This is a genomic window from Pseudomonas sp. NPDC079367, assembly GCF_044542195.1.
In the GTDB taxonomy this organism is placed as follows: Bacteria; Pseudomonadota; Gammaproteobacteria; order Pseudomonadales; family Pseudomonadaceae; genus Aquipseudomonas.
On the sequence record NZ_JBITTW010000017.1, the window covers coordinates 75,407 to 100,155 of the forward strand.

The 24,749-nt window shown below is 60.2% G+C and carries 19 protein-coding genes, 1 tRNA gene and 2 pseudogenes; 16 read left to right on the plus strand and 6 right to left on the minus strand.

Annotation, left to right across the window (positions count from 1 at the left end; translation table 11 throughout):
• The first annotated feature begins 35 nt into the window (after window positions 1-35).
• From ACIGDJ_RS15665 to ACIGDJ_RS15680, 4 genes and pseudogenes are all read left to right on the plus strand, one after another.
• A complete protein-coding gene (locus tag ACIGDJ_RS15665; protein ID WP_101155789.1) occupies window positions 36-431 on the plus strand; it encodes a YbaN family protein in 396 nt (131 codons plus the stop codon).
• A 464-nt stretch (window positions 432-895) separates the two neighbouring features.
• Window positions 896-1,855: pseudogene (locus ACIGDJ_RS15670) on the plus strand (chemotaxis protein); the annotation flags it as partial.
• Window positions 1,856-2,233: 378 nt separating this feature from the next.
• Window positions 2,234-2,761 (plus strand): annotated as a pseudogene (locus ACIGDJ_RS15675) (methyl-accepting chemotaxis protein); the annotation flags it as partial.
• 173 nt (window positions 2,762-2,934) lie between these two features.
• Window positions 2,935-4,281: a CoA transferase gene (locus tag ACIGDJ_RS15680; RefSeq protein ID WP_397479168.1), complete on the plus strand. Its 1,347-nt coding sequence runs from the start codon at window positions 2,935-2,937 to the stop codon at window positions 4,279-4,281.
• A 107-nt stretch (window positions 4,282-4,388) separates the two neighbouring features.
• On the opposite strand, the gene arcD (ACIGDJ_RS15685) is transcribed toward ACIGDJ_RS15680, so the two are convergent.
• Complete coding sequence (gene arcD, locus ACIGDJ_RS15685; protein ID WP_397479169.1) at window positions 4,389-5,816, minus strand: arginine-ornithine antiporter; 1,428 nt, start codon at window positions 5,814-5,816, stop codon at window positions 4,389-4,391.
• Between the two features lie 436 nt (window positions 5,817-6,252).
• On the opposite strand from arcD (ACIGDJ_RS15685), the gene arcD (ACIGDJ_RS15690) reads away from it, so the two are divergent.
• From arcD (ACIGDJ_RS15690) to ACIGDJ_RS15745, 12 genes are all read left to right on the plus strand, one after another.
• Entirely contained in the window at window positions 6,253-7,680 is a 1,428-nt protein-coding gene (arcD, locus tag ACIGDJ_RS15690; RefSeq protein ID WP_397479170.1) for an arginine-ornithine antiporter, read from the plus strand.
• 34 nt (window positions 7,681-7,714) lie between these two features.
• A complete protein-coding gene (gene arcA / locus ACIGDJ_RS15695; protein WP_397479171.1) occupies window positions 7,715-8,971 on the plus strand; it encodes an arginine deiminase in 1,257 nt (418 codons plus the stop codon).
• 69 nt (window positions 8,972-9,040) lie between these two features.
• Window positions 9,041-10,051, plus strand: coding sequence for an ornithine carbamoyltransferase (locus ACIGDJ_RS15700; RefSeq protein ID WP_101155777.1), 1,011 nt, complete (start codon window positions 9,041-9,043; stop codon window positions 10,049-10,051).
• Between the two features lie 137 nt (window positions 10,052-10,188).
• The gene (gene arcC, locus ACIGDJ_RS15705) at window positions 10,189-11,118 is read left to right on the plus strand and encodes a carbamate kinase (protein ID WP_101155775.1); all 930 of its coding nucleotides are present in this window, start codon (window positions 10,189-10,191) and stop codon (window positions 11,116-11,118) included.
• Window positions 11,119-11,180: 62 nt separating this feature from the next.
• Complete coding sequence (locus ACIGDJ_RS15710) at window positions 11,181-11,543, plus strand: DUF5064 family protein (protein WP_101155773.1); 363 nt, start codon at window positions 11,181-11,183, stop codon at window positions 11,541-11,543.
• Window positions 11,544-11,751: 208 nt separating this feature from the next.
• Window positions 11,752-13,260 (plus strand): sigma-54-dependent transcriptional regulator, encoded by a 1,509-nt coding sequence (locus ACIGDJ_RS15715; RefSeq protein ID WP_397479172.1) that lies wholly within the window; start codon window positions 11,752-11,754, stop codon window positions 13,258-13,260.
• A 425-nt stretch (window positions 13,261-13,685) separates the two neighbouring features.
• The gene (gcvH, locus tag ACIGDJ_RS15720) at window positions 13,686-14,069 is read left to right on the plus strand and encodes a glycine cleavage system protein GcvH (RefSeq protein WP_039758162.1); all 384 of its coding nucleotides are present in this window, start codon (window positions 13,686-13,688) and stop codon (window positions 14,067-14,069) included.
• A gap of 11 nt (window positions 14,070-14,080) precedes the next feature.
• Entirely contained in the window at window positions 14,081-16,933 is a 2,853-nt protein-coding gene (gene gcvP / locus ACIGDJ_RS15725) for an aminomethyl-transferring glycine dehydrogenase (protein ID WP_101155768.1), read from the plus strand.
• 208 nt (window positions 16,934-17,141) lie between these two features.
• A complete protein-coding gene (locus ACIGDJ_RS15730) occupies window positions 17,142-18,518 on the plus strand; it encodes an L-serine ammonia-lyase (protein ID WP_397479173.1) in 1,377 nt (458 codons plus the stop codon).
• A 51-nt stretch (window positions 18,519-18,569) separates the two neighbouring features.
• Window positions 18,570-19,694 (plus strand): glycine cleavage system aminomethyltransferase GcvT, encoded by a 1,125-nt coding sequence (gene gcvT / locus ACIGDJ_RS15735; protein WP_397479174.1) that lies wholly within the window; start codon window positions 18,570-18,572, stop codon window positions 19,692-19,694.
• Window positions 19,695-20,097: 403 nt separating this feature from the next.
• Window positions 20,098-20,310 (plus strand): cold-shock protein, encoded by a 213-nt coding sequence (locus ACIGDJ_RS15740; protein WP_003227496.1) that lies wholly within the window; start codon window positions 20,098-20,100, stop codon window positions 20,308-20,310.
• A gap of 96 nt (window positions 20,311-20,406) precedes the next feature.
• Entirely contained in the window at window positions 20,407-20,895 is a 489-nt protein-coding gene (locus ACIGDJ_RS15745) for an RDD family protein (protein ID WP_101155760.1), read from the plus strand.
• A gap of 132 nt (window positions 20,896-21,027) precedes the next feature.
• Here the strand turns inward: ACIGDJ_RS15745 and nadA are convergent, their stop codons facing one another.
• The 5 genes from nadA to ybgF form a co-directional block, all read right to left on the minus strand.
• On the minus strand, window positions 21,028-22,086 hold the full coding sequence (gene nadA / locus ACIGDJ_RS15750; RefSeq protein ID WP_016773509.1) for a quinolinate synthase NadA: 1,059 nt from the start codon (window positions 22,084-22,086) through the stop codon (window positions 21,028-21,030).
• A 270-nt stretch (window positions 22,087-22,356) separates the two neighbouring features.
• Window positions 22,357-22,432, minus strand: a tRNA-Lys gene (locus ACIGDJ_RS15755).
• A 63-nt stretch (window positions 22,433-22,495) separates the two neighbouring features.
• A complete protein-coding gene (queC, locus tag ACIGDJ_RS15760; protein ID WP_101155758.1) occupies window positions 22,496-23,188 on the minus strand; it encodes a 7-cyano-7-deazaguanine synthase QueC in 693 nt (230 codons plus the stop codon).
• A gap of 1 nt (window position 23,189) precedes the next feature.
• Window positions 23,190-23,837, minus strand: coding sequence for a 7-carboxy-7-deazaguanine synthase QueE (queE, locus tag ACIGDJ_RS15765; RefSeq protein WP_101155756.1), 648 nt, complete (start codon window positions 23,835-23,837; stop codon window positions 23,190-23,192).
• 167 nt (window positions 23,838-24,004) lie between these two features.
• On the minus strand, window positions 24,005-24,749 hold a 745-nt coding region (gene ybgF / locus ACIGDJ_RS15770), incomplete at its 5' end, for a tol-pal system protein YbgF (RefSeq protein WP_397504569.1).

A 24,749-nucleotide genomic window follows, 5' to 3' on the forward strand; every position in this document is an offset into this window, starting at 1 on the left:
GATCCCCGTTCCGCTTCGGAAGCCGCCGCTGAGCCATGCCCGCACCCGCCCCCTCAAAACTTGCCCGCCTTCTGTTCGGCCTGCTCGCCTACGTCAGCCTCGGCATTGGCCTGATCGCCATCGTCGTGCCCGGTCTGCCGACCACCGAGTTCATCCTTCTTGCCGCGTGGGCGGCGACTCGCAGTTCGCCGCGCCTGAGTGCCTGGCTGGAAAACCATCGCCTGTTCGGGCCGATCTTGGGCAACTGGCGCAACGGCAGAATCATCGCGCGCAAGGCCAAGGTCAGCGCCACCGTCAGCATGCTGCTGTGCGCAACATTGATGCTGGTGCTGCTCGACCACGGCTGGCCGATCTATCTGGCGATTGCCGGCATGGCGCTGGGCAATCTGTGGATCTGGTCACGCCCGGAGAACCTTCCCGCGGCACACTGAAACATCCCTGTAATTAATCGCCTTTTCAGCACAATCCCCTGCGCAAACGTTTAGCACTGACCGTTCGTCGGCAGCGGCCTCATGCCGTCTCGTTGCGCGCCGATGAGCAGACATGGCGCTGAATGGATTTGGCGAACCGGGTAGTTCATTTGCCCGACAGTCACTTTTCTTATCCATTTACGAGACGCCCGATGTTCGACTCTCTCTCCATTCGCCTGAAAATCGTCCTGCTCTCCGGCCTGTGCCTGCTCGGAGTGGTGGCGCTTATTGTCAGCATGAACATTTACCAGACCAACCAGAACGACGTACTGGTCAGTCAATCCAGCAACCAGCTGCTCACCGCCAGCGTGCAAAACCTGCTGCAGGCCAAAGCCGCCGAACAAGCGGTGCGGGTGCAGAAAACCTTTGGCGAAAGCCTGTTGGTGGTCACCGCCCTCGCCGACCAGATCAAGGACCTGCGGACGATGGCGGCCAAGCGTTCGCTCGAAGCCGGCGCAGTCCGCGAAGAGTTGAACCAGCACCTGAAAACCGCCTTCGAACGCAACGATAAAGTGCTGGGCATCTGGCTGGCCTTCGAACCCGACGGCCTTGACGGCAAGGACAACGAATTCGTCGATGACACCGCGCGCCAGTCCAACGAAGCAGGGCGCTTCGCCACCTACTGGAGCCGCGCCGGCGGCGCCGCGCTGAATACGATCATGGTCGAAGACGACCTGACCAAGACCACCCTCAGCGTCAGCGGCACCCCCTACAACAGTTGGTACACCTGCCCTCGCGACAACAAGCGCACCTGCCTGCTCGATCCGTATGCCGATACCGTCGGTGACAAGGAAATGCTCATGACGACCATTTCCGTGCCCGTGATGGTCGACGGCAAGGCGATAGGCGTGGTCGGTGTCGACATCGCCCTCGACGCCCTGCAAGCCGCCGCGGTCGACTCGCAACGCAGCCTGTTCAACAACGCAGGGCACATGCTGATCGTTTCCGGCAGCGGGGTGCTGGCGGCCGACAGTGCTGACGCAACGCGGGTCGGCAAAAAAATCAGCGACACCCTCGGCGCCGACGGCAAGGATGTGTTGCAACTGGTGGGCAGCGGCACAGCGAAAATTCTTGAACAGGGCGATTTGATTCGTGCGGTTTACCCGGTCGATCCGATCGGCAATTCGCGCGCCTGGGGCGTGGTCATCGACCTGCCCGAGCACGTGCTGCTGGCCGATTCGGTGAAGCTGCAAGCGGTGCTCGACGATGCCCAACAGACCGGCGTGATCACCGCCCTGCTGGTGGCTGGCGTGGCTGGCCTGGTCGGCCTGCTGCTGATCTGGCTCACCGCCTCCGGCGTCACGCGTCCGATCAACAGCGTCGCCGACATGCTGAAAAACATCGCCAGCGGCGAAGGCGATCTGACCCAGCGCCTGAACTACAGCAAGAAAGACGAACTGGGCGAACTGGTGAACTGGTTCAACCGCTTCCTCGACAAGCTGCAGCCGACCATCGCACAGATCAAACAGAGCATCACCGAGGCGCGCGGCACGGCCGATCAGTCGTCGGAAATTGCCCGCCAGACCAGCGAAGGCATGCAGGTGCAGTTCCGCGAAATCGATCAGGTCGCCACGGCCTCCAACGAAATGAGCGCCACCGCCCACGACGTCGCCAACAGTGCTTCGAACGCGGCCAACGCCGCCAAGGGTGCTGATCAGTCAGCGAAGGACGGCATGGCGATCATCGAGCGCAGCACTCGCGACATCAATCAGCTGGCCGATGAAGTCAGCAAAGCAGTGACCGAGGTCGAAGCGCTGGCGGTCAACAGCGAGCAGATCGGTTCGGTGCTGGAAGTGATTCGCAGCATCGCCGAACAGACCAACCTGCTGGCCCTCAACGCCGCCATCGAAGCCGCCCGCGCCGGCGAGAGCGGTCGCGGCTTTGCCGTGGTCGCCGACGAAGTGCGCAACCTTGCCAAGCGCACGCAGGATTCAGTGGAAGAAATCCGCATCGTCATCGAACGCATCCAGACCGGCACGCGCGGCGTGGTCGCGACCATGCACTCGAGCCAGACCCAGGCGCACAACAACGCCGGGCAGATTCGTCACGCCGTCGATGCGCTGGGCAGGATCAGCGACGCGGTGACGGTGATCAGCGACATGAACCTGCAGATCGCCAGCGCCGCCGAAGAGCAGAGCGCGGTGGCCGAAGAGGTCAACCGCAACGTCTCGGCGATTCGCACCGTGACCGAGACCCTGACTGAACAAGCGACGGAATCGGCCGCGATCAGCAGCCAGCTCAACAGCCTGGCGAGCCAGCAGATGAAATTGATGGATCAGTTTCGCGTGTAGTTCCCCTCTGATCGTTCCCACGCTCTGCGTGGGAATGCAGCCCGGGACGCTCTGCGTCCCAAGCGAAAGCCGGAACGCGGAGCGTCCCTTGAGGCATTCCCACGCAGAGCGTGGGAACGATCTTGCGGGTGTCTTTTGCACTATCATCGCCCTCTCGCTCCGGAGGGTTTTCGATGACTGATTTGCTCACCTCCCTGCAAGCCGCACTCGGCTTGCCGACCACGCCAATCGCCTTCAATGGCCGTGGCGCCCTGCCCTCGGCGTTCGCCGTCACCGATCTGGCCTGCGCCAGCATTGCGGCTGCCGGTCAAGCAGTCGGCGAATTGCTTCATCAGCAAACCGGGCAATTGTCGGCCGTTGCGGTCGACCGCCGTCTGGCCTCGTTCTGGTTCTCCACCTCGCTTCGCCCGATCGGCTGGCAGGTTCCGCCGCTGTGGGATGCGATCGCCGGCGACTATGCGAGCCGGGATGGCTGGATCCGTCTGCACACCAACGCCCCGCATCACCGCGCCGCCGCTGAACGCGTGCTCGGCGCCTGCGCCGACCGCGCCGCAATGGCGGCGAAAGTCGCCCAGTGGGCGAGCGCAGATCTCGAGCAGGCGGTGGTCGACGCCAAGGGCTGCGCCGCCGAGATGCGCAGTTGGCCGCAGTGGCAGCAGCATCCGCAGGGGCTGGCGGTGAATGCCGAACCGTTGGTGGATTTCATTGAGCAGACCGACGAAAAACGCGTCGTATGGCAAGGCTCGATCGCTCGCCCCCTGGCCGGGATCAAGGTGCTCGACCTGACCCGCGTCCTCGCCGGCCCCACCGCCAGTCGTTTTCTCGCTGGCCTCGGCGCCAACGTGCTGCGCCTCGATCCGCCGAGCTGGAATGAACCCGGTGTGGTCCCGGAAATGACCGTCGGCAAACGCTGCGCGCGGCTGGATCTGCAAGTGCCAGCGGATCGCGCAGTGTTTGAGGGCTTATTAAAAGATGCCGACATTCTCCTGCACGGTTATCGCGCCGATGCGCTGGAACATCTCGGGTTTGGTGTTGAACGCCGTCGGCAACTGGCACCGGGGCTGATCGACGTCTGCCTCAATGCCTACGGCTGGAGCGGCCCCTGGCGGAATCGCCGAGGCTTCGACAGTCTGGTGCAAATGAGCAGCGGCATCGCCGAGGCCGGACAGCGTTGCACGCACAGCGATAAACCGACGCCACTGCCGGTGCAGGCGCTGGACCATGCGACCGGTTATCTGATGGCGGCGAGTGCGCTCAGATTGCTGACGGCGCGATTGGCCAACGGTCGCGGGGGTTCGGCGCGGTTGTCGCTGGCGCGTACGGCGAAACTGTTGATCGAGCATGGGCCGGGGATGCTTGATCCGTTGCGGGCCGAAGACGCGCTGGATCAGGATCCGGCGATTGAACAGACCGCGTGGGGCCCGGCGCGGAGGTTGCGCGTGCCGGTGCAGATCAGCGGGACGGCGGTGCAATGGAATTGGCCGGCCGCCGACTTGGGGTCACATCAAGCGCAGTGGTGATTTTGAGGCCGCCTTCGCGAGCAAGCCCGCTCCCACATGGATTAGCGTAGTCCTGTGGGAGCGGGCTTGCTCGCGAAGGGGCCGGAGCAGCCAAAGCAACACTCCGATCACAGACTCAAAACCCCGCTATACAACCCATAAGCCGCCAGCCCCGCCCCAATCACCACGCAGGCAAAAATCCCTTTTTCCACTGTGGTAAAAACCGGCTGGCCCTGTTCATGTTTGGCCTTGGCAAACAGAATCACCCCCGGCGCATACAGCAGCGCCGACAGCAGCAGATATTTCACTCCCCCGGCATACAACAACCACACCGCGTAAACCAATGCGATACCGCCTATCAGCAAATCCTTGGTGCGCTCGGCCGAGGCGTGTTCGTAAGTTTCGCCGCGCCCGCTGAGCAGCACTGCGTAGGCCGCCGACCACAGGTACGGCACCAGAATCATCGACGAAGCCAGATAGATCAGGCTGGTGTAAGTGCCCGCCGAGAACAGCGTGATCAGCAGGAAAATCTGGATCATCGCGTTGGTCAGCCACAGCGCGTTGACCGGCACATGGTTCTTGTTTTCCTTCTTGAGAAACGCCGGCATGGTCTTGTCCTTGGCCGTGGCGAAAAGAATTTCCGCGCACAGCAAGGCCCAGGACAACAACGCGCCCAACAAGGAAATTGCCAACCCGATGCTGATCAGCAACGCGCCCCACGGCCCGACGATGTGCTCAAGCACCGCTGCCAGTGAAGGGTTCTGCAGGTTGGCCAGTTCCGGCTGGCTCATGATCCCCAGCGACAGCACATTGACCAGCACCAGCAGCGCCAGCACGCCGATAAAACCGATGACCGTGGCGCGGCCGACGTCGCTGCGTTTCTCCGCGCGGGCCGAGTAGACGCTGGCGCCTTCGATGCCGATGAACACGAACACGGTGACCAGCATCATATTGCGCACCTGGTCCATTACCCCGCCGAAGTTCGGGTTGCTGCGGCCCCAGATGTCGCGGGTGAAGACGTCAGCCTTGAACGCCACGGCCGCGATGACGATGAACATGATCAGCGGCACGACCTTGGCCACGGTCGTCACCTGGTTGATCAGCGCCGCCTCCTTGATCCCGCGCATCACCAGAAAATGCACTGCCCACAACAGCACCGAGGCGCAGCCGATGGCGATCGGCGTGTTGCCCTGGCCGAACACCGGAAAGAAATAGCCGAGGGTGCTGAACAGCAAGACGAAATAGCCGACGTTGCCCAGCCAGGCGCTGATCCAGTAACCCCACGCCGACGAGAAACCCATGTAATCGCCGAATCCGGCCTTGGCGTAGGCATAGACGCCCGAGTCCAGTTCCGGTTTGCGATTGGCCAGGGTCTGAAAGACGAACGCCAGCGTCAGCATGCCGACCGCGGTGATGCCCCAACCGATCAGGATCGCCCCGGCGTCGGCGCGCGCGGCCATGTTCTGCGGCAGCGAAAAAATTCCCCCGCCGATCATCGATCCCACCACCAGCGCGATCAACGCACCAAGGCGCAGCTTTTGCGTCGGTTGCGACATGCAGATCTCCTTGAAGAGCCGCTGTTGTTTATTTGTAACAACAGCTGACTAAAAAGCTAAGAGTAGATGACGTTTATCAGGTAATGCCGAGGTGCGCACACTTATATATAGCTGATGACGATAACGCGTAGCACGTTAAGTCGGTTTTGTGCGCTGATCCTGATAATTCAATTCTGTACTGAAAACAGATGACGGACATTTGCCAAACGCGCAAAAGCAACTAGCGTCATAGTTCGAAAGCATTAATAGCTATTCCCAATCACGTTACCAAAACGGCTCTGTCTCGGGCCTTTCAGACAACAGCGTTATGCCCGCAACGGGTGGATAAGTCATTCATTAACAATGGAATGTGGCCATGCACTGATCCAAGTCAGCTATTCGAACAGACAACAGTATTAGGCTGTGAGCTCTCCTTTCCTGCAATGGAGTCATGCAAATGTCTGAAGCGCCCGGAAAACTAAGACTCGGTGCACTGGTTGCACTGGTAGTCGGTTCAATGATTGGCGGCGGGATATTTTCGTTGCCACAAAACATGGCTGCCAGCGCCGACGTCGGTGCCGTGCTGATCGGCTGGGCCATCACCGCCGTCGGCATGCTCACCCTCGCTTTCGTCTTTCAGACCCTCGCCAATCGCAAGCCTGATCTGGACGGCGGTGTCTACGCCTACGCCAAGGCCGGATTCGGCGACTACATGGGTTTCTCGTCGGCCTGGGGTTACTGGATCAGCGCCTGGCTGGGCAACGTCGGCTACTTCGTTCTGCTGTTCAGCACCCTCGGCTACTTCTTTCCGATCTTCGGCGAAGGCAACACGCCGGCGGCAGTGATCGGCGCGTCGCTGCTGCTGTGGGGCGTGCATTTCCTGGTGCTGCGCGGGATCAAGGAAGCGGCGTTCATCAACCTGGTGACCACCGTCGCCAAGGTCGTGCCACTGGTGCTGTTCGTGCTGATCGCCATCTTCGCATTCAGACTGGACATCTTCACTGCCGACATTTGGGGCGTGAAAAACCCCGATCTGGGCAGTGTCATGAATCAGGTGCGCAACATGATGCTGGTCACCGTCTGGGTGTTCATCGGCATCGAAGGCGCGAGCATTTTCTCCGCCCGTGCCGAGAAACGCTCGGACGTCGGCAAGGCCACCGTGATCGGTTTCATCACCGTGCTGCTGTTTCTGGTGCTGGTCAACGTGCTGTCGCTGGGCATCATGACCCAGCCGGAACTGGCGAAACTGCAGAACCCGTCGATGGCCGCCGTGCTTGAACACGTGGTCGGTCACTGGGGCGCGGTGTTGATCAGCGTCGGCCTGATCATCTCGCTGCTGGGGGCGTTGCTGTCATGGGTGCTGCTGTGTGCGGAGATCATGTTCGCCGCCGCCAAAGACCACACCATGCCGGAGTTTCTGCGCAAGGAAAACGCCAACCACGTGCCGGTCAACGCCCTGTGGCTGACCAACGCAATGGTGCAGGTGTTCCTGATCATCACGCTGTTTTCGGCCAGCACTTACCTGTCGCTGATCTACCTCGCCACGTCGATGATTCTGGTGCCGTACCTGTGGTCGGCGGCCTATGCGCTGCTGCTGGCGGTACGCGGCGAGAGCTACCAAGGGTTTGCCGCCGAGCGACGCAAGGATCTGATCATCGGCGGTATCGCCCTGATCTATGCGGTGTGGTTGTTGTACGCCGGCGGGGTCAAGTACCTGCTGCTGTCGGCCCTGCTCTATGCGCCCGGCGCGATCCTGTTCGCCAAGGCCAAGCTGGAACTCAAACAACCGGTTTTCACCAACGTCGAGAAGCTGATTTTCGCCGCAGTGGTCATAGGCGCCGTGGTGGCGGCCTACGGTCTCTACGATGGCTTCCTGACGCTGTAACCCCTGATTGATTGTCATCTGGAGGAACACAGAAATGACCACGGAAAAAGTGAAGTACGGCGTCCATTCCGAAGCCGGGAAACTGCGTAAAGTCATGGTTTGCTCCCCAGGTCTGGCCCATCAGCGGCTGACCCCGAACAACTGCGATGAACTGCTGTTCGACGACGTGCTGTGGGTGGCGCAGGCCAAGCGCGACCACTTCGATTTCGTCACCAAGATGCGCGAGCGCGGCATCGACGTGGTGGAAATGCACAACCTGCTGACCGACATCGTCGCCATTCCCGAAGCGCTGGACTGGATCCTTGAACGCAAGGTGACGGCCGATTCAGTGGGCCTGGGCCTGATCAGTGAAGTGAAATCCTGGCTGAAAAGCCTCGAGCCACGACACATCGCCGAATTCCTGATTGGCGGCGTCTCGGCCGATGATTTGCCGGACAGCTTCGGTGGCAAGACCATCCAGATGTTCCGCGACTTCCTCGGCCACTCCAGCTTCATCCTGCCGCCGCTGCCCAACACCCAGTTCACCCGCGACACCACTTGCTGGATCTACGGTGGCGTGACGTTGAACCCGATGTACTGGCCGGCGCGCCGTCAGGAAACCCTGCTGACCACCGCCATCTATAAATTCCATCCGCAATTCACCAACGCCGAATTCGAGATCTGGTACGGCGACCCGGACAAGGATCACGGCAACTCCACGCTCGAGGGCGGCGACGTCATGCCGATTGGCAACGGCGTAGTGCTGATCGGTATGGGCGAACGCTCATCGCGTCAGGCCATCGGCCAACTGGCGCTGAACCTGTTCAAGAACAAGGCGGTGGAAAAAGTCATCGTCGCCGGCCTGCCGAAATCCCGCGCAGCGATGCACCTGGACACGGTGTTCAGCTTCTGCGATCGCGACCTGGTGACGATCTTCCCGGAAGTGGTCAACCAGATCGTCGCCTTCACCCTGCGCCCTGACGAAAGCAAACAGGGCGGCATCGACATCCGCCGCGAGGAAGGCAGTTTCCTCGACACCGTCGCAGCGTCGCTCAACCTGCCGAAACTGCGCGTGGTGGAAACCGGCGGCAACAGCTTCGCCGCCGAACGCGAGCAATGGGACGACGGCAACAACGTGGTGGCGATGGAGCCCGGCGTGGTTATCGGTTACGACCGCAACACTTACACCAACACCCTGCTGCGCAAGGCTGGCGTGGAGGTCATCACCATCAGCGCCGGCGAACTCGGTCGCGGCCGTGGCGGCGGCCACTGCATGACCTGCCCGATCATCCGCGACCCGATCGATTACTAAACGACCGTCTCCCCGGCCGCACTTATCCCGTAGCGGCCGGGCCGATTACCGAATCCAAGGAGAATCATCATGGCGTTTAACATTCACAACCGTAATCTGCTCAGCCTGGAACACCACACCCCCCGTGAGCTGCGTTACCTGCTCGACCTGTCCCGCGATCTGAAACGCGCGAAATACACCGGCACCGAGCAACAACATCTGAAGGGCAACAACATCGCCCTGATCTTCGAAAAAACCTCGACCCGCACCCGTTGCGCGTTCGAAGTCGCGGCCTATGACCAAGGCGCCAACGTCACCTACATCGACCCGAACTCTTCGCAGATCGGCCACAAGGAAAGCATGAAGGACACCGCCCGCGTGCTCGGGCGCATGTACGACGCGATCGAGTACCGTGGTTTCAAACAGGAAATCGTCGAGGAACTGGCCAAGTTTGCCGGCGTGCCGGTGTTCAACGGCCTGACCGATGAATATCACCCGACCCAAATGATCGCCGACGTGCTGACCATGCGTGAACACGCCGACAAGCCGATCCACGAAATCAGCTACGCCTACCTGGGCGACGCGCGCAACAACATGGGTAACTCGCTGCTGCTGATCGGCGCCAAACTGGGCATGGACGTGCGCATTTGCGCGCCGAAAGCGCTGTGGCCGCTCGACGATCTGGTGGCGCGCTGCAAACAGTACGGCGAGGAAAGCGGTGCGCGCATCACCCTCACCGAAGATCCGAAAGAAGCGGTCAAAGGCGTTGACTTCATTCACACCGACGTCTGGGTATCGATGGGCGAACCGGTCGAGGCCTGGGCCGAGCGCATTCAGCAACTGCTGCCGTATCAGGTCAACGCCGAGCTGATGAAAGCCACCGGCAACCCGCGCACCAAGTTCATGCATTGCCTGCCGGCCTTCCACAACAGCGATACCAAAGTCGGCAAGCAGATTGCCGAGCAGTATCCGCACCTGAAAAACGGCATCGAAGTGACCGACGACGTGTTCGAGTCGCCGGCCTGCATCGCCTTCGAGCAAGCGGAAAACCGCATGCACACGATCAAGGCGATTCTGGTCTCGACCCTGGCTGATCTCTAACTGGCTGAAGATGATCGTTCCCACGCTCCGCGTGGGAATGCATCCCGTGACGCTCTGCGTCACAGCGCACGCAGAGCGTCCGTGGCGGCATTCCCACGCAGAACGTGGGAACGATCAATACGAAAAGGACATGCACCATGCGTATCGTCGTAGCCCTGGGCGGTAACGCCCTGCTCCGCCGTGGTGAGCCGATGACCGCTGACAACCAGCGCGCCAACATCCGCATCGCCACCGAGCAAATCGCCAAGATCCATCCCGGCAACCAACTGGTCATCGCCCACGGCAATGGCCCGCAAGTCGGCCTGCTGTCATTGCAAGCGGCAGCCTACACGTCCGTCACCCCGTACCCGCTGGACGTGCTCGGCGCCGAAACCGAAGGCATGATCGGCTACATCATCGAACAGGAACTGGGCAACCTGCTCGACTTCGAAGTGCCGTTCGCCACCTTGCTGACCCAGGTCGAAGTCGACGCCAACGACCCGGCGTTCAAGAACCCGACCAAGCCGATCGGCCCGGTTTACGACAAGGCCGAAGCAGGAAAACTCGCTGCCGAGAAAGGCTGGGCAATTGCCCCGGACGGCGACAAATACCGTCGTGTGGTCGCCAGTCCGCGGCCGAAACGCATCTTCGAAATCCGCCCGATCAAGTGGCTGCTCGACAAGGGCAGCATCGTGATCTGCGCCGGGGGTGGCGGGATTCCGACCATGTACGACGAGAACCGCAATCTCAAAGGGATTGAGGCGGTGATCGACAAGGATCTGTGCTCCTCGCTGCTCGCCGAGCAACTGGAAGCCGACCTGCTGGTGATCGCCACAGACGTCAACGCGGCTTTTATCGACTATGGCAAACCAACCCAGAAAGCCATCGCCCAAGCGCACCCGGACGAACTCGAACGCCTCGGTTTCGCCGCCGGCTCCATGGGGCCGAAGGTGCAGGCAGCCTGCGAATTCGCGCGCCATACTGGCAAGGTTGCGGTGATCGGTTCGCTGGCCGATATCGAAGCCATCGTTCAGGGCACCGCCGGTACGCGGGTCAGCACGGCGAAGCCGGGGATCAGCTACCGATAACAATAAACACCGGAGCAGGCTCAAGGCCTGCTTCGCTCCCATGCCTTGAAAGGAGTAGCTCAATGGCCCAGTTCGAACCCGGTCATCTGCACATCGAGCGGCACGCGTTGACCGATGATGACGTCAATTACAACGTCAGCCTCGACTATGAAGTGTTCACCGACCCGCAGAAAGGCAAGGGGATTCAGTTCATCCTGCACGGCAGCATGCAGGGCAAGGACATGAAGGAGACGTTTTTCCTGCCCAAGGAAGAGGCCTACAACTTCGCCCGCGATGTCACGCGCATTGCCGAGAAATACGGAATTCCCAAGACCCACAGCCAGATCGGCTCGGTGCACAAGCACTACGACCTGATGTTTGAAGACATTCGGCAGAAGTTGAATATGCACTCCGGGGATCCGGTCAATCCCGAGCATTTCGAATAACCCGAGTCCACCACAACCTCCTGTGGGAGCGGGCTTGCTCGCGAAGTCGGTGTATCAGTAACGAAAATATCGACTGACACACCGCCTTCGCGAGCAAGCCCGCTCCCACAGAGCATTGTGTTGTGACGAAAGTCGCCGCAGATTTCATCATTAGCCCGCCCCAAGGCATACTTGCCCCCCTCCGCACTGCAGATCACTGAACCGCCCCATGCGTATCCACGTCAGCTTCATCGACCGCGTCGGCATCACCCAGGAAGTCCTGGCTATCCTCGGTGGGCGCAATCTCAATCTGGATGCGGTGGAGATGATCCCGCCGAACGTCTACATCGACGCGCCGACCCTCAGCCCGCAAGTGCTCGAAGAACTCAAAGATGCGCTGTTTCGCGTACTTGGCGTGGAAGCGGTGACCGTGGTCGATATCCTGCCTGGCCAGCGTCGGCACTTGCAGCTCGATGCGTTGCTCGCGGCGATGACCGACCCGGTGCTGGCCCTCGACAGCGCCGGCAAGGTGCTGCTGGCCAACCCGGCGCTGATTGCCTTGTACGGTCGCGAACCGGCCGGGGAAAGTGTCGCGCAATTGTTCAACGATCCGGCACTGCTCGACACCTTGCTCGAACAGGGCTTTCGCCTGCCGCTGCGCGAGATCACCGTCAACGGCCAGACCCTGTTACTCGACGCCACGCCGATCACCGACGCCGGCGCCCTGCTGACTCTCTATCAACCGAACCGCATCGGCGAACAGCTATCGGCACTGCATCATGATCACGCCGAAGGCTTCGACGCCCTGCTCGGCGAGTCCCCGGCGATTCGCACACTCAAGGCCCGTGCGCAACGGGTCGCGGCCCTTGATGCGCCGTTGTTGATCCAAGGCGAGACCGGCACCGGCAAAGAACTGGTGGCTCGCGCCTGCCACGCCATCAGTGCGCGGCACAGCGCTCCGTTTCTCGCACTCAACTGCGCGGCACTGCCGGAAAACCTTGCCGAAAGCGAACTGTTTGGCTACGCCCCTGGTGCCTTCACTGGCGCGGCGCGCGGCGGTAAACCGGGGCTGATGGAGCTGGCCAACCAAGGCACGGTCTTTCTCGATGAGATCGGCGAGATGTCACCGTACTTGCAGGCTAAATTGCTGCGTTTTCTCAACGACGGCAGCTTCCGCCGTGTGGGCGGTGATCGCGAAGTAAAGGTCAACGTGCGCATCCTCAGCGCGACCCATCGCGATCTGGAGAAAATGGTCAGCGAAGGCCTGTTCCGCGAAGACCTGTTCTACCGCCTCAACGTGCTAAACGTCGAAGCGCCACCGCTGCGTGAACGTGGTCAGGACATTCTGCTGCTGGCGCGGTATTTCATGCAGCAGGCCTGTGCACAGATCCAGCGCCCGGTCTGTCGCCTGGCTCCGGGGACGTATCCGGCGCTGCTCGGCAATCGCTGGCCGGGCAATGTGCGGCAATTGCAGAACGTGATTTTCCGTGCCGCGGCGATTTGCGAGAGCAGCCTGGTCGATATCGGTGACCTCGACATCGCCGGCACCTCGGTGGCTCGGCAGGCCGACTCCGACGTTGAAAGCCTCGAACAGGCGGTTGAATCGTTCGAAAGAGAACTGCTGGAAAAGCTCTACGTCAGCTACCCCTCGACCCGGCAACTGGCGAGCCGCTTGCAAACCTCACACACCGCCATCGCCCATCGATTGCGCAAATACGGCATTCCCAATAAACCGTAAGCCGAACGCGGACAAACATGTGGGAGCGGGCTTGCTCGCGAATGCGGTCGATCGTTCGACACTAATGTCGACTGATCTGACGCCTTCGCGAGCAAGCCCGCTCCCACAGGGGTTTGAAATTTGTTCAAAAGCGACCTCCACTGTACCGAAAGCGCTACAGCGGAACGATATCGCTACACCCGCCTATGACCAGCGCTGTGCAACGCTTTGATCCCGCTCAGCTTTTTTCCCCGCCCCAAGCTGTAGCGATTTCGCTACACCGCACACAAGCCTGAAAATTACAAAATCCATCAAGTTATTGATTTATATAGATAAATCAACCTTGGCCGCATTCTTGCTACCTGACTCTTCATCTATAAAGGGCTTCCCGCCCCCAAGCTTTCCACCGCGTCCACCGGACGAGTCTGGCCCCCTGAGGAGTTTCCATGAGCGAGTTGCGTTTTACTGAAGATCACGAATGGCTGCGCACCGAAGCCGACGGCAGTGTCACTGTTGGCATCACCGCTTTCGCGCAGAACGCCCTGGGCGACGTGGTGTTCGTGCAACTGCCTGAGCTGCAGGCTTACGAAAAAGGCGCTGAAGCCGCCACCGTGGAATCGGTGAAAGCCGCCAGCGGCGTGTACATGCCGCTCGATGGCGACGTGCTGGAAGTCAACCCGGCGCTGCAAGACGCTCCGGAGCTGGTCAACGAAGATCCGCTGGGCGAAGGCTGGTTCTTCCGCTTCCAGCCAAGCGACGCCGCCGCTGTCGGCAAACTGCTCGATCAGGATGCCTACGACCGTCTGATCAAAGCCCAAGCCGAAGCCTGAGGAAATACGCCATGACCGCCATCAATCTCGGCACCGCCAACGAATTCATCGCCCGTCACATCGGCCCGCGCGCCGGTGACGAGCAAGCGATGCTCAACAGCCTCGGCTTCGATTCACTTGAAGCCCTGAGCGCCAGCGTCATTCCGGAAAGCATCAAGGGCACCAGCGTGCTCGGCATGGACGACGGCCTCAGCGAAGCCGATGCCCTGGCGATGATCAAGTCCATCGCCGGCAAGAATCAGCTGTTCAAAACCTACATCGGCCAGGGCTATTACAACTGCCACACGCCGTCGCCGATTCTGCGCAACCTGCTGGAAAACCCTGCCTGGTACACCGCTTACACGCCGTACCAACCGGAAATTTCCCAGGGCCGTCTCGAAGCGCTGCTGAATTTCCAGACAATGATCAGCGACCTCACCGGCCTGCCGATCGCCAACGCATCCCTGCTCGACGAAGCCACCGCTGCTGCCGAAGCCATGACTTTCTGCAAACGCCTGAGCAAGAACAAGGGCAGCCACCAGTTCTTCGCCTCCATCCACAGCCACCCGCAAACCCTGGACGTGCTGCGCACCCGTGCCGAGCCCCTGGGCATCGACGTGGTCGTGGGCGATGAACGCGAACTGACTGACGTGACGCCGTTCTTCGGCGCGCTGCTGCAATACCCGGCGAGCAACGGTGATGTGTTCGACTACCGCGAACTGACCGAGCGTTTCCACGCCGCCAACGCTCTGGTGGCTGTGGCCGCAGACCTGCTGGCCCTGACGCTGCTGACCGCGCCGGGCGAGTTCGGCGCTGACGTCGCCATCGGTTCGGCGCAACGCTTCGGCGTGCCGCTGGGCTTCGGTGGCCCGCACGCTGCTTATTTCTCCACCAAAGATGCGTTCAAACGCGACATGCCGGGCCGGCTGGTCGGTGTCTCGGTTGACCGTTTCGGCAAGCCAGCCCTGCGTCTGGCAATGCAGACTCGCGAGCAACATATCCGTCGCGAGAAGGCCACTTCGAACATCTGCACCGCGCAGGTGCTGCTGGCCAACATCGCCAGCATGTACGCCGTGTATCACGGCCCGAAAGGCCTGACCCAGATCGCCAACCGCGTGCATCACTTGACCGCGATTCTGGCCAAGGGCCTGACCGCGCTGGGCCTGAGCGTTGAACAGCAAAGCTTCTTCGACACCCTGACCGTAGCCACCGGCGCGAACACCGCCGCGCTGCACGAGAAGGCTCACGCTGCGCAGATCAACCTGCGCGTCATTGATGCCGAACGTCTGGGCCTGTCGGTCGACGAAACCACCACGCAAGCCGATATCGAAGCCCTGTGGAGCCTGTTCGCTGACGGCAAGACCCTGCCGGATTTCACCGCGCTGGCCGCTTCGGTGCAGAGCACCATTCCTGCCTCGCTGGTTCGCCAGTCGCCAATCCTCAGCCACCCGGTGTTCAACCGTTATCACTCGGAAACCGAGCTGATGCGCTACCTGCGCAAACTGGCGGACAAAGACCTGGCGCTGGATCGCACCATGATCCCGCTGGGCTCGTGCACCATGAAACTTAACGCCGCCAGCGAAATGATCCCGGTGACCTGGGCCGAGTTCGGCGCGCTGCACCCGTTCGCCCCGGCCGCGCAAAGCGCTGGCTATCAGCAACTGACCGATGAACTGGAAGCGATGCTCTGCGCCGCCACCGGTTACGACTCGATCTCGCTGCAGCCGAACGCCGGTTCGCAAGGTGAATACGCAGGTCTCCTGGCGATCCGCGCCTACCACCAGAGCCGTGGTGATGAACGCCGCGACATCTGCCTGATCCCGTCGTCGGCCCACGGCACCAACCCTGCCACCGCGCAAATGGCTGGTATGCGCGTCGTGGTCACCGCTTGCGATGCCCGTGGCAATGTCGACATTGAGGACCTGCGCGCCAAAGCCCTCGAGCACCGCGAACACCTCGCCGCACTGATGATCACCTACCCGTCGACCCACGGCGTGTTCGAAGAAGGCATCCGCGAAATCTGCGCGATCATTCACGACAACGGCGGCCAGGTGTACATCGACGGCGCCAACATGAACGCCATGGTCGGTCTCTGCGCACCGGGCAAGTTCGGCGGCGACGTCTCGCACCTGAACCTGCACAAAACCTTCTGCATTCCTCACGGCGGTGGCGGCCCGGGCGTCGGCCCGATTGGCGTCAAGTCGCACCTGACCCCTTTCCTGCCGGGCCACGGCCAGATGGAACGCAAGGAAGGCGCAGTTTGCGCGGCACCGTTCGGCAGCGCGAGCATTCTGCCGATCACCTGGATGTACATCCGCATGATGGGCGGCGCCGGTCTGAAGCGCGCTTCGCAACTGGCGATTCTCAATGCCAACTACATTTCCCGTCGCCTCGAAGAGCACTATCCGGTGCTGTACACCGGCAGCAACGGCCTGGTGGCGCACGAGTGCATCCTCGATCTGCGTCCACTCAAAGACAGCAGCGGCATCAGCGTTGATGACGTCGCCAAGCGCCTGATCGACTTCGGTTTCCACGCCCCGACCATGTCGTTCCCGGTCGCTGGCACGCTGATGATCGAGCCGACCGAAAGCGAATCCAAAGAAGAACTGGACCGCTTCTGCGACGCGATGATCCGCATCCGCGAAGAAATCCGCGCAGTGGAAAACGGCACGCTGGACAAGGACGACAACCCACTGAAAAACGCCCCGCACACCGCAGCGGAACTGGTGGGCGAATGGACTCATCCATACAGCCGTGAGCAAGCGGTGTACCCGGTGGCGTCGCTGGTTGAAGGCAAATACTGGCCACCGGTCGGTCGTGTCGACAACGTCTTTGGTGATCGCAACCTGGTCTGCGCCTGCCCGTCGATCGAAAGCTACGCTTAAGGGAATGAGGGGCGGGTTTGCCTGCCCCGATTTTCAGCAACACCGCAGATCCAAATGTGGGAGCGGGCTTGCTCGCGAATACGGTGTGTCATGCAATATTGATGGCGACTGATACACCGCATTCGCGAGCAAGCCCGCTCCCACCGCAGATCTGTACCCAGCCTAATGCTTGCGCCAATTCCCATAACAAGAAACCGGAGAAACACTCATGTCGTTAAGCGTGTTCGACCTGTTCAAGATTGGCATCGGCCCCTCCAGCTCCCACACCGTCGGCCCGATGCGGGCGGCGGCGCGGTTCGTCGAAGGTTTGCGCCGTGAAAACCTGCTGACCGCCACTGCCAGCGTGCGCGTCGAGCTGTACGGTTCGCTCGGCGCCACCGGCAAGGGACATGGCAGCGACAAGGCCGTGTTGCTCGGCCTCGAAGGCGAGCACCCGGACACCGTCGACACTGAAACTGTCGCGGCGCGCCTGCAGGAGATTCGCGGCAACGGCCGACTGAATTTGCTGGGCGAGCACAGCATCGCCTTCAACGAGAAAGAGCATCTGGCCATGATTCGCAAACCGTTGGCCTACCACCCCAACGGCATGATCTTTCGCGCCTTCGATGCGGCGGGGCTGCAGGTTCGCAGCCGTGAGTACTACTCGGTGGGCGGTGGTTTTGTCGTCGATGAGGATGCGGCCGGTGCCGACCGCATCGTCGAAGATGCCACGCCACTGACCTTCCCGTTCAAAAGTGCCAAGGACTTGCTTGGCCATTGCAGCACCTACGGTTTGTCGATCAGCCAGATGATGCTGACCAACGAAAGCGCCTGGCGCCCGGAAGCAGAGACTCGCGCCGGGCTGCTGAAGATCTGGCAGGTCATGCAGGATTGCGTCGCCGCAGGATGCCGCAACGAAGGTATTTTGCCCGGTGGCCTGAAAGTGAAACGTCGGGCCGCAGCGCTGCATCGGCAGCTGTGTAAAAACCCGGAATCAGCATTGCGTGACCCGCTGTCCGTGCTCGACTGGGTCAACCTTTATGCATTGGCGGTCAACGAGGAAAACGCCAACGGCGGCCGCGTGGTGACTGCGCCCACCAATGGCGCGGCGGGGATCATTCCGGCGGTGCTGCATTACTACATGCGTTTTATCCCCGGGGCGAATGACGACGGCGTCGTACGTTTTCTCCTGACTGCTGCGGCCATCGGCATTCTTTACAAGGAAAACGCGTCGATCTCCGGCGCCGAAGTCGGTTGTCAGGGTGAAGTCGGTGTGGCCTGCTCCATGGCGGCCGGCGCCCTGTGCGAAGTGCTTGGCGGCAGCGTTCAGCAAGTCGAGAACGCTGCGGAAATCGGCATGGAACACAACCTCGGCTTGACCTGCGACCCGATCGGTGGCCTGGTGCAAGTCCCGTGCATCGAGCGCAACGCGATGGGTTCGGTGAAAGCCATTAATGCGGTGCGCATGGCCATGCGTGGCGACGGCCAGCATTTCGTTTCCCTCGACAAAGTCATCCGCACCATGCGCCAGACCGGCGCCGACATGAAAAGCAAATACAAGGAAACCGCCCGTGGCGGTTTGGCAGTCAACATTATCGAATGCTAATTAGCCCCCTCTCCCTGCAGGAGAGGATTGGGATGAATCAAGGAGTCCCGTATGACCACCGAACACCTGTCGAAAACCCCGCTGCACGCGCTGCACCTCGAACTCGGCGCACGCATGGTGCCGTTCGCCGGCTACGACATGCCCGTGCAATACCCGCTCGGCGTGATGAAAGAACACCAGCACACCCGCGAACAGGCCGGGTTGTTCGACGTCTCGCACATGGGCCAGATCCGCCTGACCGGCGCCGATTCTGCCAAAGCCCTGGAAACTCTGGTGCCGGTGGACATCATCGACCTGCCGGTAGGCATGCAGCGTTATGCGATGTTCACCAACGAAACCGGCGGCGTTCTCGACGACCTGATGGTCGCCAACCTTGGCAACGACGAACTGTTCCTGGTGGTCAATGCCGCCTGCAAGGATCACGATCTCGCGCATCTGCAACAACACATCGGCGATCAGTGCACCATTACGGCGCTGTTCGAAGAGCGCGCCCTGCTCGCCTTGCAAGGTCCGGCAGCCGTTACGGTGCTGGCGCGTCTTGCGCCGGACGTGGCGAAAATGACTTTTATGCAGTTCCAACGCGTGACGCTGCTCGGCGTTGATTGCTTTGTCAGTCGTTCGGGCTATACCGGTGAAGACGGCTTCGAAATCTCGGTACCGGCCGCTGAAGCGGAAAAACTCGCCCGAGCCTTGCTCGCCGAGTCAGAAGTTCAGGCCATCGGCCTCGGCGCCCGCGACTCGCTGCGTCTGGAAGCCGGTCTGTGCCTGTATGGCCATGACATGAACACCGAGACCACGCCGATCGAAGCCAGCCTGCTCTGGGCGATCTCCAGGCCACGCCGCGCCGACGGCGCCCGGCCCGGCGGCTTTCCGGGCGCAGAGCACATTTTCGCGCAGCAACAAAATGGCGTCGCACGCAAACGCGTCGGCCTGCTGCCACAGGAACGTACTCCAGTGCGCGAAGGTGCAGAGATCGTCAACGAGGCTGGCGAAATCATCGGGAATGTCTGCAGTGGCGGCTTCGGTCCGACCTTGGGCGGGCCATTGGCGATGGGTTATCTCGACAGCGCTTACGTTGCGCTCGAAACACCGGTATGGGCCATCGTACGTGGGAAAAAGGTGCAAATGCTTGTAAGCAAAATGCCATTTGTTCCACAACGCTACTATCGCGGCTGATCGACTGTTTCTATAAGTAACGCGATTGCGTCATGCATGCACTAATGTGTAACGCAATCGCCATAAAACAGTGCGTTTTTTTACATCTGTTTCGTATATGAACGTTGCTTATAACTTTTGAAAAAAATAGAACCCTACATTCATCTAAGAACGCACTAGTGAACTGACAAACTGCCATGAAGCGCAGTGAAACCGGGCCCTTCGCAGGGCTTGTTTTTTCTCCCGTAGTTGGCGTAGAGTTTGTCCACTGTGTTTGCATGGGTCAGCTTGGAATCGTGACCTGGGCAGTAGCCTACAAGTTAGCTACATCCCGCTCGACGTCTTCTTACTCCTTGCAACCAGCTCCAGTACTCTTTCATGTGAAAGGGGCTGTCATCAATTTATGCGTCAAAGGAAATAAGAAATGTCCACACGTCAGAGCGGTACCGTCAAGTGGTTTAACGACGAGAAAGGTTTTGGTTTTATCACTCCAGAAAGCGGTCCGGATCTGTTCGTACATTTCCGCGCCATTCAGGGCAACGGCTTCAAAAGCCTGAAAGAAGGCCAGAAAGTGACTTTCGTTGCTGTGCAAGGTCAGAAAGGCATGCAGGCTGACGAAGTACAAGCTGAAGCCTGATTTCTGCTACGAAAAAGCCCCTGATATTGATATCAGGGGCTTTTTTGTGCGCGCGAGTCCGTAAAATGCCATTTCCTTTCGCCCTCAGAGGCTGCCATGTCGAAAAACCTGCTCACCCCACAGGGCGACTTTCCTGCTGTTGGCCTCGGCCGCCGTCTGGCCGCGATGTTCTATGATTTTCTATTGTGTACCGCACTGCTGATCGTCACTGGCTTCGTTTACAAACTGATCCAGGCCGCGATCATTGGCGAAGAACGTCTGCGGGCGATGACCGATGCCGGCCAGCTCGATGGCGACCCGCTCTACTCCACGGTGCTGCTGTTGGTGCTGTTCGGTTTCTTCGCCAAGTTCTGGACCCATGGCGGGCAGACACTCGGCATGCAGGTGTGGGGCATTCGCGTGCAGAACGCCAATGGCACGGCGATCAGCCTGTGGCAGGCGCTATTGCGCTTTATGGTGTCGATCGCGTCGTGGCTGTGCGCGGGGCTGGGGTTCTTCTGGTCGCTGTATGACAAGCAGAAGCGCACCTGGCATGACATCTATTCAGATACCCGCGTGGTGCGGATCCCGAAGAAGAGTAAATAATTTCCAGACAGCGAATACCAATGTGGGAGCGGGCTTGCTCGCGAAGGCGCCGTATCAGTCACTTCAATGGTGACTGATACACCGCTTTCGCCAGCAAGCCCGCTCCCACATCTGAATTGCGGTGCCTGAAAATCAGGCGTTACCGGCCAGTTTCATCCGTGCTGCCTGGGTGAAATCCAGCATTCGCTTCAACGGTCGAATCGCCTGCGGAATCAACGCCGGGTCAACGAAGATCTCGTTCGTGCCTTCCTTCAAGCTCTTCAGCGTGCGCTCAAGGGTGTTCATGGCCATCCACGGGCAATGTGCGCAACTGCGGCATGCCGCGCCGTTACCGGCGGTCGGCGCCTCGATGAAGACCTTGTCCGGGCACAGCTGCTGCATCTTGTAGAAGATGCCACGGTCGGTAGCGACGATCAGGGTCTTGTTCGGCAGGCTTTGCGCGGCGGCAATCAACTGACTGGTCGAGCCGACGGCATCGGCCAGTTCGATCACCGAAGTCGGCGACTCCGGATGCACCAGAATCGCCGCGTCCGGGTACAGCGCTTTCATGTCTTCAAGCTGCTTGGATTTGAACTCTTCGTGAACGATGCAGGCACCGTCCCACAGCAGCATGTCGGCACCGGTCTTGCGCTGAATGTAAGTGCCCAGGTGCTTGTCCGGGCCCCAGATGATCGTCTCGCCGTTGTCCATCAGGCTTTCGACGATTTCCAGTGCGCAGCTCGAAGTCACCACCCAGTCGGCACGCGCCTTTACCGCTGCAGAGGTGTTGGCGTAGACCACCACGGTACGCTCCGGATGCTGATCGCAGAACGCCGAGAACTCGTCGACCGGGCAACCAAGGTCCAGAGAGCAGGTTGCCTCCAGCGTTGGCATCAGCACGCGTTTTTCCGGGTTGAGAATTTTTGCCGTCTCGCCCATGAACTTCACGCCGGCGACCACTACGGTCTTGGCCGGATGGGCATTGCCGAAGCGAGCCATTTCAAGGGAATCGGAAACACAGCCGCCGGTTTCTTCGGCCAAGGCCTGAATCACCGGATCGCAATAGAAGTGGGCCACAAGCACCGCGTCCTGAGCCTTGAGCTCGGCGGCGATGGCGGAACGGTAGTAAGCCTCCTCCTCTGCCGTCAGCGGTTTGGGCTGTTTGGCATCGAGGTGGGCTTGAACCAGAAGGCGTTCGGAAATCTGCGTCATGTTCGCAAGACCTGCAGGCGCATTCGCGCGAAAGTCGAGTATACACCCGGCTCCGGACCGCTAGAGGGTACCGCCGGGAGAGTGAGTATCATCAGGCACGGACAGCGTTGAAGTTGCGCAAGGCTACAGAATATCCCGTTGATACAAAAGATGATTCTGACCTGTGTCAGGTTGGGCGACGGAGAAAAACGGAGGTCAGAATTGCAGGCAAAAAAAAACCCGGAAATCCTCACTTTCGTGGGCCTTCCGGATTTTCTAAACCGCCAAATATGGTGGGTCGTGTGGGATTCGAACCTACGACCAATTGGTTAAAAGCCAACTGCTCTACCAACTGAGCTAACGACCCGCTGTGTGGTGGCGCGTATAATACTGATTTTTAAGGACTATTCAACACTTTTTTTGAAAAAGATCAAAAATAAGGAGTTGGATCGCTCACACCCGCCGCCGCAAAGCCTTCAGCACGCAGGCGGCAGCTGTCGCATTTGCCGCAAGCGCGGCCGTCATCGTCTGCCTGATAGCAGGAAACAGTCAGGCCATAATCAACGCCGAGCTTCACGCCGGCCTGGACGATCTGCGCCTTGCTCAGGTTCTGCAGTGGCGCCTGAATGCGGAAGCCGTTGCCTTCAACGCCCGCCTTGGTTGCCAGATTGGCCATGCGCTCGAACGACTCGATGAACTCCGGGCGGCAATCCGGGTAACCGGAATAATCCACCGCATTCACGCCAATAAAGATATCCCGTGCGCCGAGCACTTCCGCCCAACCCAATGCCAACGACAGGAACACAGTGTTTCGCGCCGGCACGTAAGTCACCGGAATGCCTTCGCCCAGCTCTTCCGGAATATCGATGCTGGTGTCGGTCAGCGCCGAGCCGCCCATGCCATTGAGATTCAGCCCGATAACCTTGTGCTCGACCACACCCAGATCGCGCGCAACGCGGGCGGCGGCGTGCAATTCGGCATGCGAGCGCTGGCCGTAATCGAAGCTCATGGTGTAGCAGGCGTAGCCTTCAGCGCGAGCCATCGCCACGACAGTCGCCGAGTCGAGGCCGCCGGACAGCAGGATGACTGCGCGTTTTTCGGTAGTGTTCAGTAGTTGATTCATTTCAGCGTCCTGGCTCGTCGTTCCAAAGATATTTATGCAGCTGCAATTGCAGGCGTACCGGCAGATTGTCCGCCACCACCCAGTCAGCCAGCTCCCGAGCATTCAGGTCGTGGTGACTTGGCGAAAACAGCACTTCGCCGGCGCGCTGATCAAGACCGTACTGGATCAGCTTGGAAACCGCCCAGTCATAGTCCTCGCGCGAGCAGATGACAAACTTCACCTGATCGTTGCGGGTCAGCAGTTCGATGTTCTCGTAACGGTTGCGATGAGCTTCTTTCGAGCCCGGCGTTTTCAGATCGACTACGCGACTGACTCGCGGATCGACGGCCGAAACGTCGAGGGCGCCGCTGGTTTCCAGCGAGACCTCGTATCCGGCATTACATAACCGTTCAAGCAAAGGGATGGCGTTCGGCTGGGCCAGCGGCTCACCGCCGGTGACACAGACGTAGCGCGGACGATATCCGGCCACTTGCTCAAGAATATCGTCGAGGGTGCGCACGGTGCCGCCGCTGAACGCATAAGCGCTGTCGCAGTATTGGCAACGCAACGGGCAACCGGTCAGGCGCACGAAAACTGTGGGCAGCCCGGCAGTCCGAGTTTCCCCCTGCAACGAGTAGAAAACTTCGGTGATTCTCAATGTGTCTTGCATAGTCGCCACGGGCGTAACAGCTAAACAGGCTGTCCGCCTCCGTCAGGCACTTCAGGCAATCCCGCCAACGCGTAGACCGCAAGAAGCGTGTTTCAGAAAAAGGGCGTGAATTCTAACGAAAAAACCCGCGACTAGCGCGGGTTTCTTCAAAACACGGATAAACAGGCTTACATGCGCTGCAGATCACGCTGAGCCAGCTGTGCGGCGGACGTACCCGGATATTGGGACACCACCTGCTGCAGAATGCCTTTGACCTTGTCGGTGTGACCGAGGCGGCGCTCTACGTCAGCCAGTTTGTACAGCGAGTCCGGCACTTTGTTGTGCTTGGGATACACCTGCGAAACCTTGGCAAAGGCCTGACCCGCACCTTGCAGATCACCTTTGGCCAGATTCACTTCGCCGAGCCAGTACTGGGCGTTGCCCGCATATTGGCTGTTCGGGTATTTGCGCAGGAAAGCCGCGAAGGCCTGGCTGGCCTTGTCGAAATCCTTGGCTTTGATCAGGTCGAAAGCGGCATCGTAATACAGCTTTTCCTTGGCCGGATCAGCCGGTTCGCTACCCGCAGCAGGGGCTTGGGACGCCGAAGCGGCACCTGCGGCAGCACCGGCAGCAACACTTGCATCGCCACCGGCAGAAGAATTCTCGGGAGTCGCGGCTGGTGCAACGCCGGATCCTATGCGCCGATCAAGATCCTGGTATCGCTCCAGGGATTCCTGCTTCATGCGCGCAACCTGATTCTGCAGTTCTTCGATCACGCCCTGTTGGCGCGAGATCTGATCCTGCATCTGTTGCAATTGGTTGAACAGCATGCCTTGTGCCGAGGCAGGGGCCGAAGCCGCTCCCCCGGCATAGGCGCCGTTCGTACCGTAACCCGCAGGCGGATAACTGCTCCCGCTATTATTATAACCGGAG

Excerpts from the sequence above, each read along its gene's own strand:
- queC (WP_101155758.1), bottom strand. The coding sequence starts at position 23,188 with ATGAATCAACTACTGAACACTACCGAAAAACGCGCAGTCATCCTGCTG.
- arcC (WP_101155775.1), top strand. The coding sequence starts at position 10,189 with ATGCGTATCGTCGTAGCCCTGGGCGGTAACGCCCTGCTCCGCCGTGGT.
- ACIGDJ_RS15730 (WP_397479173.1), top strand. The coding sequence starts at position 17,142 with ATGTCGTTAAGCGTGTTCGACCTGTTCAAGATTGGCATCGGCCCCTCC.
- ACIGDJ_RS15700 (WP_101155777.1), top strand. The coding sequence starts at position 9,041 with ATGGCGTTTAACATTCACAACCGTAATCTGCTCAGCCTGGAACACCAC.
- arcA (WP_397479171.1), top strand. The coding sequence starts at position 7,715 with ATGACCACGGAAAAAGTGAAGTACGGCGTCCATTCCGAAGCCGGGAAA.
- arcD (WP_397479170.1), top strand. The coding sequence starts at position 6,253 with ATGTCTGAAGCGCCCGGAAAACTAAGACTCGGTGCACTGGTTGCACTG.
- ACIGDJ_RS15715 (WP_397479172.1), top strand. The coding sequence starts at position 11,752 with ATGCGTATCCACGTCAGCTTCATCGACCGCGTCGGCATCACCCAGGAA.
- ACIGDJ_RS15680 (WP_397479168.1), top strand. The coding sequence starts at position 2,935 with ATGACTGATTTGCTCACCTCCCTGCAAGCCGCACTCGGCTTGCCGACC.
- queE (WP_101155756.1), bottom strand. The coding sequence starts at position 23,837 with ATGCAAGACACATTGAGAATCACCGAAGTTTTCTACTCGTTGCAGGGG.
- ACIGDJ_RS15710 (WP_101155773.1), top strand. The coding sequence starts at position 11,181 with ATGGCCCAGTTCGAACCCGGTCATCTGCACATCGAGCGGCACGCGTTG.
- gcvP (WP_101155768.1), top strand. The coding sequence starts at position 14,081 with ATGACCGCCATCAATCTCGGCACCGCCAACGAATTCATCGCCCGTCAC.
- gcvH (WP_039758162.1), top strand. The coding sequence starts at position 13,686 with ATGAGCGAGTTGCGTTTTACTGAAGATCACGAATGGCTGCGCACCGAA.
- ACIGDJ_RS15740 (WP_003227496.1), top strand. The coding sequence starts at position 20,098 with ATGTCCACACGTCAGAGCGGTACCGTCAAGTGGTTTAACGACGAGAAA.
- arcD (WP_397479169.1), bottom strand. The coding sequence starts at position 5,816 with ATGTCGCAACCGACGCAAAAGCTGCGCCTTGGTGCGTTGATCGCGCTG.
- ACIGDJ_RS15745 (WP_101155760.1), top strand. The coding sequence starts at position 20,407 with ATGTCGAAAAACCTGCTCACCCCACAGGGCGACTTTCCTGCTGTTGGC.
- ACIGDJ_RS15665 (WP_101155789.1), top strand. The coding sequence starts at position 36 with ATGCCCGCACCCGCCCCCTCAAAACTTGCCCGCCTTCTGTTCGGCCTG.
- gcvT (WP_397479174.1), top strand. The coding sequence starts at position 18,570 with ATGACCACCGAACACCTGTCGAAAACCCCGCTGCACGCGCTGCACCTC.
- nadA (WP_016773509.1), bottom strand. The coding sequence starts at position 22,086 with ATGACGCAGATTTCCGAACGCCTTCTGGTTCAAGCCCACCTCGATGCC.